The sequence below is a fragment of the Campylobacter sp. RM9331 genome (assembly GCF_020137685.1).
Lineage (GTDB): Bacteria > Campylobacterota > Campylobacteria > Campylobacterales > Campylobacteraceae > Campylobacter_E.
In genome coordinates, this window is record NZ_JACGBA010000005.1 from 105,276 (window position 1) to 116,419 (window position 11,144).

Here is an 11,144-nt window from a genome sequence, read left to right on the forward strand (position 1 = left end):
CATTTAAGGAATTTGAAATTATGCAAAAAGATTTGCTTCAGCTAGTTTTAGAACAAAAAGAAAAGAGATTTAATGCAAGACTTGAATACGAAAATATTTATAAAACTCCTGTAATTTGCTTTAGCCTAAATCTTCCTTATATGTATAAAATAGCTAATATTAGTGAAGTTAAAGAATTGTTTTTATTCGGAATTAACGAAGTGCTTAGTTTAGAAAATATCATAAATTATAGTGTTAATTTAGATGAATTATTTTGCTTATTTGCGATTGATGATGAAGCTTTAAATATAAAAAAACTCACTATATCTTTAGAAAATAAATATAATTTTTCAAGATTATTTGATTTTGATGTGTATTTTAATAACGAGACAATTAAGCTAAGAAATGCAGGTAGGAAGTGCTTTTTATGTGATGAATTAGCCATAGTTTGTCAAAGAAACAACACTCATACAAAATCTAGCATATATAAAAAACTTGATGAATTATTTGATGATTTTTATGTGCATATTTGCATAAATAAAAGTATTAAAAATAATTTTAGCAAAGCTGCTTTAAAGGCATTATTGTATGAAGTTAGCTTATCTCCTAAAATCGGCTTAGTTGATAGATTTAGTTCAAATTCTCATAATGATATGAACTTTTATACTTTTTTAGATAGCGTAAGTGAATTAAGAGAATATTTTGATAGCTTTTATACCTTAGCAAAATTATCAAAAAGAAATGATTTTATTAGGCTTAAAAAAATAGGTCAAATAGCAGAAAAATCTATGTTTAATGCCACAAATAATATAAATACTCATAAAGGTGCTTTGTTTTTGTTTGCGATTATGATTTTTGCTTGTAGCAAAAGTGAAGATGAATTATCGCTTGAAAATATCTCAAAAATTACAAAAGATTTATGTGTAAATCTATGTCAAAATGAATTAAATAATAATCTTAATTCAATCGGTGGGATTTGCTTTCAAAGATTTGGGATTAAGGGGATAAGAGATGAGGTTGAAAAAGGATTTATAAATACTTTTAAGGCTTTTAAATTCTATCAAGCATTTAAGATTAAAAATGATATAAGTTTGTTAAAGACTTTATTTTATATCGTATATTTAATAGATGATACGAGTTTAATAAAAAGATTAAATTATAATTATGATAATTATTTACAAGTAAAAAATACTTGCTTAAAACTTAGTAAATATGATGATAGTAAAATAATAAAAATTATTAATAAATTAAACAATTTATACTCAAGTAAAAATATTAGTTTTGGTGGAAGTGCTGATGTTTTATCATTAATAATATTTTTAAATTTTATAAAAATAAAATAATTTTTTAATAATTACTTAAAAATTATATAAGATTAAAATTTTTTATAAAAAAAAGTAAAAAATCTATGGAAATATTAAGTTTAATTAATTAAAGTAATACCTTTAATTTATTTTTAAACTTAAGGAACAATGATGAAAAAAACATTAATCACATCTATTATTGCGGCTAGTTGCTTGCACGCAGCTGAATATAATATATTCATAGCCAGCTTTAAAAAAGACGATTATGCTACATTAAACAAAATAAAATCAAATATTGAAAAAGTTGTTAATAGTAGCAAATACGCTAATGAATTGGTGGTAAAAGCAAGAGCTAGTGACCCACAAAGTGCAAATAATAGCACATATCACACCGTAGTTGTTGAAACTGCTGATATGTCTAAATCAAAAGTAACAGAGATTAGAAACTATCTTCGCTCAAATTCTATCTATAAAGACGCTTATTTTACGACTAGAAAACCAAATGAACCTAAATTTGCTAAGGTTGATAGCGAAGTAGATACTAATTTAAACAATGACGAATTAACTAGCGAACCAGCTGTTGTAGATAATAATTCATCTGTTTCAAGTATGTTAGATAGTTTAGATGAAAAAAATGATAATGGTTTAAATATTCCTGCATTTAACAATGTTGAAGACGCTAATTCAATTACTTTAAATAAAATGATTGCTAGTGTTCTTGATACAAACCCAAGTGTAAATACTTATAAACAAGAATATTTAAAATCTTTAAAAGACTTAGATATAGCAAGTGCTGAATATTATCCAATGTTAAATGTATATGCAAATGGTGGATATGTTAATAAAAAGCATAAAGTTAATGTAAACCCTGAACAAAAAGGAACAGGCACAACTCACGATGCTTCAATAGTTTTAACAGAAAACTTATTTAATGGTGGAAAAGATATGAATGGCAAGGCTCAACAAAGCCATATTACAAATTCTACAGCTTATAAAGTAATTCAAAATTCAAATGAAATCGTATATGATAGCACTAAAGCATATTTAGATATGATAAAAACTAAACTATTACTTGAAATAGCACAAAAAAATGTAAAAGCTCACGAAGATATTTATGCTCTAATCAAAGATAGAACAAGTTCAGGTTTTGCAAGAGCTAGTGAAGAAAGACAAGCAGGAAGCCGTTTAGCACTTGCTAAAAATAACTTATTATCAGCAGAAAACGATTTTAAAGATGCTGAATCAAGATTTACAAGATTATTTGGTAAAAATGTAGATATTAATTCTCTTGTAATGCCAGAATTTACTTATGCAATTCCTAGTTCAGTTGAAGGCTTAAATGAAATTAGTAAAAAATGTAATCCAAGTGTGAGAATTCAAGCTGAAAATATCAATGTGCTTGAATATGAAACAAAGGTTAAAAAAGGAAATTATTTACCTAAATTAGACTTAGAATTAAGTGCAAACTATGCAAAAGATAAAATCTTTAGAGATTTACAAGCAGATACTAAAGATACTTCAGCAGGTGCTTATTTAAGATTTTCATACAACCTATTTAATAAAGGTCAAGATAAGCTAAATGTTGAAAAAAGTAAAATCGGAGCATTAGCAAGTCAAATGGATTATAATGCTACTTTAAGAGAATTAGAAGAAAGCAATTCATACGCATTTAATTCATATAAAATTAGTAATGATAAATTAAATTATTTAAATGATTATGTTGAATACGCTAAATCTACACTTTTAACTTATGAAGATGAATTTAAAATTGGTAAAAGAGATTTAATCAATGTATTAGATGCTCAAAGCGAATATTTTTCAGCTGCTAAAGAATTAATTAATACAAAGAGCAATATTTTATTAACCCAATACAAAATGCTTGATAATATGGGTGTAATTTCTGAAGGTTTTGTTAATGGTTATGCAAAACAATACATTAATAAAGCTTGTTCAATTTCTGATATTAAGTAATTGATGTATAGTAGAATTTTTAAAAGAGTGATTTTATTCACTCTTTTTATTAGTATTGGTTTATCTAGTTCTTCATTTATTAAGCCACAAACTTATGTTAGAATGGAGAAGACTTACGGACAAGTTAGTGTTAAAAGACTTGAAAAACTAGATAAGTTAATGCAAGATATACAAAATACAAATGATGCAAATAAATTAGTAAAAGTTAATGAATTTTTTAATGACCCAAGTATTATAAAATGGCAAGATGATATGATAACTTGGGGTAAGACTGATTATTGGGCTAATAGATTTGAATCGCTTGGAAAGGGTTTTGGAGATTGCGAAGATTTCGTAATCGCAAAATATCTTACTTTACTTGATTTAGGAGTTAGTGAAGAAAAATTATTTTTTACATACGTATATGCTAATTTAAATGGCAAATGGATTTCTCATATGGTTTTAGCATATTATGAAAAACCTAACGATATTCCTTTTATTTTAGATAGTAATACAAATTCAATTAAAAGAGCAAACAAAAGAGTTGATTTAAAGCCTGTGTTATCGTTTAATGCTAAAGACTTATTTTTAGCACAACAAGCATCAAGCGGTAAATTATCGGCAAAATCTTCAAAATATACAAAAGATTGGTCTAGTTATTTAGAGAATTTAAAAAAGGGTGATTTATGACTTTATTTAAGCAAATTTTATTAGGTGCTATAGTTTTTATATTAATTATAATAGCTATTGTTGGTGTTAAAAACTATCAAACTACAAATGATTTTATAAACGAGCAATTAAGTGCAAATGCAAAGCATACAGCAACTTCACTAGGATTATCAATTGCTACTTTAGATAATGTTGATAAAGATAGCGTTGAGCTTATGATTAATGCTATTTTTGATAGTGGATATTATCAAGAAATTAAATTCACTGACGCAAATGATGAGATAGTTTATGATAAAAGTAAAGAAAAAGTATTTTATGGAGTTAGTGATTTATTTGTAAAACTTGTAAATATTAGCACTCCTGTTGAGAGTTTTGAGATTAGACAATGGAATAAAATAGGCACTATTTATGTGCAAATTAGCCCTGCATTTGCTTACGAGCAACTTTATACAACCCTTAAAGAATTGTTTATTAATTTAGTGATTATTTTTATAGTTTCTATGATTTTAATTTATTTTTCACTAAAAGCAATTTTAGCACCACTAAATAAGGTTAGAAAACAAGCAGAAGCTATACTTGAACACGAGTTTATAATACAAAATAAATTACCATTTACCCAAGAAGTTAGAAAAATGGTAATGGCAATGAACTCAATGGTAGGTAAGGTTAAAGATATATTTGATAAAGAGAGCGAAACGCTAGATAAATACAATGATTTGCTTTATAAAGATGAAAGAACTAAGCTATTTAATAGAAGATATTTTATAAATAAATTTGAATCAATTAAAAGTAGGGAAGAATATTCAAATGGATATTGCTTTTTATTAAGCATTAAAGAAACTTATAATCTAAAAAAGATTTTAGGTTTTAATAAATCTATGGAATTTTTAGGAAGATTATCAGATATTTTAAGAGATAATGATAAGGTTTTTGATAGTGAATGTGTGTTTTCAATTAATGAAAATGATTTTGCTGTTTTAGGTGAGAATTCTTTAGGTTTTGAAGAAAACTGCGTAAATTATCTAAATAAAATAAAAGATTTATTTAAAGAATTTGGACTTGATGATAGTGAGTTTTTAATAAGCAGTTCTTTAAGTTCTTATGAAGGAAAAAAGCTAAATGAAATTCTTGCTGAACTAGACTTATTGTTAATTAAAAATAAGACTAATTATTCTTTAAACAAATCAAATAATTCTGATAATATTATCTTAGGTAAAGAGCAATTTAGAACATTTATTTATAACGCTATGAATAATAATGATTTTTGTTTTGCTAGCCAAGAAGTTTTAGATACTGATAATAATGTATATCATAAAGAATTGTATTTGAGATTAAAATATAAAAATGAATTAAAAAATGCTTCTTATTTTATGCCTATTGTAAATGAGCTTAATTTATCAAAAGAATTAGATATTTATGTATTAAGCAAGGCTTTAAGTGAAGAATTTAAATCAGGAATTTCTGTAAATATTTCAAATGATTTAATAAAAGCAGAAAATTATCAAAAATTAGAAAAAATATTCAAAACTAGAAAAAATGAAAAAGTTTATTTAGAACTTGCTATGAGTAAGGAATTAAATATTAGAAATCTTATTGAGTTTTCAAGATTTGCTAAGACTTATGATATAGCTTTAGGGCTTGACCATTTTACTTTAAACAAAGAAAACTTAAGTATTTTAAATGAATTAAATATTTCTTATATTAAAGTTCAGGCAAGAACATTGCTTGATTTATTAGAAGATGTTAATGCTAGCGGGGCTAAAAATGCTTTAGAAATTATCTTAAATTCAAAAGGAATAAAAATAATTGCAATAGGTATAGAAGATGAAGAAACTTACAACAAAATAAAAGAATTAAATATTAATTTAGTTCAAGGAAATTACACAAGTAAAGTTAAGGAAGAAATATGATAAATACAAAAACAGATGAATTGCTAGATTGTCTAGTTATTCTTACTAAGCTTTATAACAATCCTTATAGTGCTGAAGCACTTACAGCTGGGTTGCCTTATGATAAAAATTTAGGCGGTATAGAGCTATTTTCAAAAAATAATAAAAAATCTCTTTTTAGTAGAGCTGCAAAAAGAGCTGGTTTTGCTAGCACATTAGTGAAAAAAGATTTAAAAGATATTCCTAATTTAGTATTGCCTTGTATTTTAATGCTAAAAGACCAAAAAGCATGTATTTTACAAAGTTTTCAAGATAATGATAAATTAAGTATTATTTTTCCAGGATTTGATGGTGCAGCTACATTGGTTAGCAAAGCAGAAATTGAAGAAGAATATTTAGGCTATGCTTTTTATTTAAAAAGAGAATTTGTTATTAAAAATGAAATAAATAATCTTAAAAATAACCCTAATGAGCATTGGTTTTGGGATACGCTTAAAAAATCAAAATCAATTTATGTAGATGTTTTACTAGCTTCATTTATTATAAACTTATTTGTTTTAGCAGGTCCGCTTTTTACAATGAATGTTTATGATAGGGTTGTGCCTAATAATGCAATTGAGACTTTATGGGTTTTAGCTTTAGGAGTATTTGTTGTTTATACAATTGATATGATTATTAAATTAGTTAGAGCTTATTTTTTAGAAACAGCTTCAAAAAAGAGCGATATTATTATGAGCTCATTAATTTATGAAAGAGTGTTGGATATTAAATTAAGTTCTAGACCTGCTAGTGTTGGTTCTTTTGCACAAAATCTAAAAGAATTTGATACGCTTAAAAGTTTTTTTGCAAATGCTAGTATTGCTGCTATTGTGGATTTGCCATTTTGTATAATATTTTTAGCAACAATTTATTTTCTAGCAGGGCATTTAGTAGTAGTTCCTGTTATTGTTATGATACTTATTTTAATTTATACATTTAGTATTAGAAAACCTTTACAAACTTCAATAGAAAGCACATATCAAGCAAGTGCATTTAAAAATGGTGTTTTAATTGAGAGCTTAAATACACTTGAGACAATTAAGACTTTAGGTGCAGCATCTTCTTCTCAATGGATATATGAAGAAGCAACAGGAGAAATTGCTAATAAAAGTATAAAAAATAAATTATTATCTAGTTCTATTCCTATGGTTACAGGGTTTTTAGTTCAATTTAACACTATTGCTATTGTTGTATTAGGTGTTTATATGATTAAGGATATGGAGCTTAGTATGGGTGGTCTTGTTGCTAGTGTGATTTTAAGTTCTCGTGCAATATCTCCTATGGGTCAGGTAGCTTCTCTTATATCAAATTACGAGCAGACTAAAACAGCTTATAAGAGCCTTAATGATATTATGAATATGCCAGTAGAGCGTGAAAATGGCAAAAAATTCGTAAGAAGAAATAATTTCTTAGGTGGTATTGAATTTAAAAATGTTTCATTTGCTTATCCAGAAGCTAAAAAAGAATCTTTAAGTGATGTTAGTTTTAAGATTAATGCTGGAGAAAAAGTTGCAATTATTGGTAAAAATGGTAGTGGAAAAACAACTATAGAAAAATTAATTATGGGACTTTATGAGCCAAGTAAAGGCAGTATTCATGTAGATGGTATTGATATTGAGCAAATTGACCCCGTGGATTTAAGAGAACATATTGGCTATGTTTCTCAAGATATTATGCTATTTAAAGGCACTTTAAGAGAAAATATAGTTTATAAAGCACCTTATGCAAGTGATGAAGAAATTATAAAAGCTGCAAATATTTCTTGTGTTAGTGAATTTGTAAATTCTCACCCACTTGGATTTGATATGCCTGTTTATGAGCGTGGAGAAGGTATAAGTGGGGGTCAAAGACAAGCTATTGCAATATCAAGAGCGTTTATAACAAATACACCTATTATGCTATTAGATGAGCCAACAAATCAAATAGATACTCAAACAGAAGTAAAAGTTATAAATAATTTAAAAGAAGCTTGCAAAGATAAAACATTAATAGTAATTACTCATAAACAATCACTTCTTAATCTAGTTGATAGAATAATTGTAATTGATAATGCTAAGGTAGTTTTAGATGGAAGTAAAGAAGAAGTTTTAGCAAAGTTAGGAGCTAGTAAATGAAAAACTATACAAAAGATGATTTAGATTTTATGAATAGCTTATCACAAGCTGTATTATCAAAAAGCTCTCAAAAAACAAAAACTATGCTTTATATAATTATTACTTGTGTAATTGGTTTGATTGCTTGGATGAGTGTAGCAGAGATTGATGAGATTACAAGGGGGCAGGGCAAGGTAGTGCCTAGTGGTCAAAACCAAGTAGTTCAAAACCTAGAAGGTGGTATAGTTCAAGAATTATTAGTAAGAGAAGGTGATGTTGTAAAAAAAGGTCAAGTATTACTTAAGATTGATAATAAAAGTTTTGAGAGTTCTTTAGGCGAGAGTGAAGTAAAAATTAGTGAGCTTTTGGCTAAAAAAATTAGGCTTTTTGCTCAAGCAAATAGTAAAGAATTTGATATTAGTATTTTAAGCGAAGATGAAGTAAATAAAATTTTCCCACAGACTTTAAAAAACGAACAAAGTTTATATGAGAGTAATATAGAGCAATTAAAAGAAAAAATTTCTCAAAAAGAAAGCGAAATAAAGGAACTAAAATCAAAAATCAACCATCTAAGCACGAGTTATAATTTAGTATCTAAACAAAATGATTTGACTTATAGTCTTTATAAAAAAGGTAGTGTAAGTGAAGTTGAATATTTACAAATTAGCAGACAATTAAATGATATTAGGGGAGAATTATCTCAAGCAAGATTATCGCTACCTAAATTAGAAGCTACATTAAATGAAATAAGATTAGGTTTTATTAATGATTCTAAAAAAGAACTAAATGAAACAAATGCTGAAATTGCTAGAATTAATAAAAGTCAAATAGGTCTTGATGATAGGGTTGATAGAACCTTAGTAAAAAGCCCTGTAAATGGTATAGTTTCAAAGCTTAATGTTCATACTGTTTCAGGAGTAATCAAGCCAGGTGAAAATATAGCTGAAATAGTTCCACTTGATGATAGATTGATTGCTGAAGTTAAGGTTAAACCTGCTGATGTGGCATTTTTAAGAGAAGGTTTAAGAGCTATTATTAAGGTAAGTGCTTATGATTTTAGTATTTATGGTGGACTTGAAGGACAAGTTATGCAAATTAGTGCCGATACAGAAACCAATGATAAAGGAGAGAGTTTTTATTTAGTAAAAATCGTAACAGAAAAAAATCATCTAGGAACAGATGAGCACCCACTAAATATCAAAGTGGGTATGATAGTAAATGCTGATATTGTTACTGGTAAAAAGACTATATTAGATTATTTATTAAAACCAATATTTAAAACCAAACAAAATGCTTTAAGGGAAAGATAATGCAAATAATTATAAATGTAGAAGATAAAGAGCTAAGAACTTATTTAGAAGAAATATTGAATGATTTTAATGTATATTCAACAAATTATTTAGATGTAATAATAGCTAAATACAAAGATGCTAATGTTATAATTTGCGATAATATTGATAGTATAAAAGAATTATCAAAATATAATTTTAAATGCCTAGCTATATCAAAAAATCCAAATTTTATAGAATCTCAAGCGTTTTTAAATGGCAATGCTAAAGGGTATGCAAACGCAAGAATGCAAAAAATTCACTTTATAGATGCAATTAATTGTATTAGTAATGGCGGTATATGGTTATTGCCTGATATTATTAGTAATATGATAAGTCTTATTAATCAAAGCTATAAACAAGATAATAATGATTTATATGAATTATTAACTGATAGAGAAAAAGTAGTTGCAAATTATATAAAAGATGGATTAAACAACGCACAAATTGCTAATATTTTGCAGCTTAGTGAAAGAACTATAAAGGCTATAACTTCAACTATTTATCAAAAAGTAGGGGTTAAAAATAGAATTCAATTCGTAATGGCTTTAAAAAATATTGATAAATAAATATAAAGTCCTATTTTAAATTCTTGTTTAAAATAGGATTAAAATTGTATTCTTTTAGTTAATATTTTTAATTAATAATTATTATTACTTAAGTTTTATTTAACTTTGTTTATTTATACTACGCCTTTTTAAATTATTACAAAAAAGGATTTAAATGAAACTATCACAAAAAATTTCCATATATCTTACCGCAGTTTTAATAATTGCATCAGTAATTTTAACTTCATACGAATTAAATAGAGTTAAAACTATTATTAATTCAAATTACAATGAATTAAATAGAAATGATATAACTTTAAAGAATTTGTATATAAATTCTTATATAGATGTAAAATTAAATAATATTAAAAAAATTGCTAAAAAATTTGAAGAAGCAAAAGATGTAAGCCCAAATTTTATTAAGCAAATAATAGAAGATGATAATAAGATTTTAGATTTTAAAGGTTTATTTGTAGGTTTAACAAATGGCGATGTTTATAAGGCTGAATCTGATTTAACTTTTAGATTAATCCCTAATTTTGATGGTAGAACTAGAGCTTGGTATAAAGAAGCTTTAGAATTAAAACAAGCAAATTTATCTTCAGTATATCAAGATGTTTCAAGTAAAAAATCAGCTACAACTATTTTTGCACCTGTAGTAATTGATAATAAAATAGTAGCTGTTGTTGGTGGTAATATTTTAATTGATGATTTTAGCGATGAGATTACTAGAGCAAATTCTTTAAAAAATTCTAGCACTATAATTTTAGATAAAAATGATGAGATTATTTCAAGTTCTAATAAAGATGATTTAGGAAATCCTGAATGGAAAAAAGAATTTGTAAGTAAATTACAAAATTATTATAAAAATGATAATAGTGGTAATTTTATATTTAATAAAAACGATAAAGAATATATAGCTTATTGTTTAGAAGATAAATTAACAGGATATGATGTTTGCTCAATTATGCCAAAGGCAAATATTGATGATACTATTCACAATAGTATGATGAATTCAATTTATGAGTTTATAATATTTATTATTGTAGTTATAGGAATTTTATACTATTTAATCAAAAAATCTTTAAATCCTATGATTGCTATGCAAAATGGTTTAACTGAATTTTTTGAATTTTTAAATTATGAAAAAAATGATGCTAACAAAATCGCAATCACTTCTAAAGACGAATTTGGCTCTATGGCAAAAGCAATCAATGATAATATAGAAAAAACTAAATTATCTTTATTAAAAGATGAAGAAGCAGTAGAACAAAGCGTTCAAACAGCAGCAGCAATTGAAAGCGGAGATTTAAAAGCAAGAATTACTCTAAATCCTGCAAATCCT

Annotated in this window: 8 protein-coding genes; all 8 read left to right on the forward strand. The window is 25.9% G+C overall.

Features of this window, described 5'->3' with window-relative positions; translation table 11 throughout:
* The first annotated feature begins 20 nt into the window (after nucleotides 1-20).
* A complete protein-coding gene (locus AVBRAN9331_RS03710) occupies nucleotides 21-1,322 on the forward strand; it encodes a triphosphoribosyl-dephospho-CoA synthase (protein WP_336612424.1) in 1,302 nt (433 codons plus the stop codon).
* Between the two features lie 132 nt (nucleotides 1,323-1,454).
* Entirely contained in the window at nucleotides 1,455-3,254 is a 1,800-nt protein-coding gene (locus AVBRAN9331_RS03715; RefSeq protein ID WP_336607025.1) for a TolC family protein, read from the forward strand.
* A 3-nt stretch (nucleotides 3,255-3,257) separates the two neighbouring features.
* Nucleotides 3,258-3,923, forward strand: coding sequence for a transglutaminase-like cysteine peptidase (locus AVBRAN9331_RS03720; protein ID WP_336612425.1), 666 nt, complete (start codon nucleotides 3,258-3,260; stop codon nucleotides 3,921-3,923).
* A complete protein-coding gene (locus AVBRAN9331_RS03725; protein ID WP_214118432.1) occupies nucleotides 3,920-5,812 on the forward strand; it encodes a bifunctional diguanylate cyclase/phosphodiesterase in 1,893 nt (630 codons plus the stop codon). The genes AVBRAN9331_RS03720 and AVBRAN9331_RS03725 overlap by 4 nt, the downstream gene beginning before the upstream one ends.
* A complete protein-coding gene (locus tag AVBRAN9331_RS03730; RefSeq protein WP_336612426.1) occupies nucleotides 5,809-7,944 on the forward strand; it encodes a type I secretion system permease/ATPase in 2,136 nt (711 codons plus the stop codon). The genes AVBRAN9331_RS03725 and AVBRAN9331_RS03730 overlap by 4 nt, the downstream gene beginning before the upstream one ends.
* On the forward strand, nucleotides 7,941-9,233 hold the full coding sequence (locus AVBRAN9331_RS03735) for an HlyD family type I secretion periplasmic adaptor subunit (protein WP_214118428.1): 1,293 nt from the start codon (nucleotides 7,941-7,943) through the stop codon (nucleotides 9,231-9,233). The genes AVBRAN9331_RS03730 and AVBRAN9331_RS03735 overlap by 4 nt, the downstream gene beginning before the upstream one ends.
* A complete protein-coding gene (locus AVBRAN9331_RS03740; protein ID WP_214118426.1) occupies nucleotides 9,233-9,820 on the forward strand; it encodes a response regulator transcription factor in 588 nt (195 codons plus the stop codon). Before AVBRAN9331_RS03735 ends, AVBRAN9331_RS03740 begins: the two co-directional genes overlap by 1 nt.
* A 154-nt stretch (nucleotides 9,821-9,974) precedes the next feature.
* Nucleotides 9,975-11,144 (forward strand): cache domain-containing protein (locus AVBRAN9331_RS03745; RefSeq protein WP_336612427.1); only part of this gene is annotated, 1,170 nt, incomplete at its 3' end.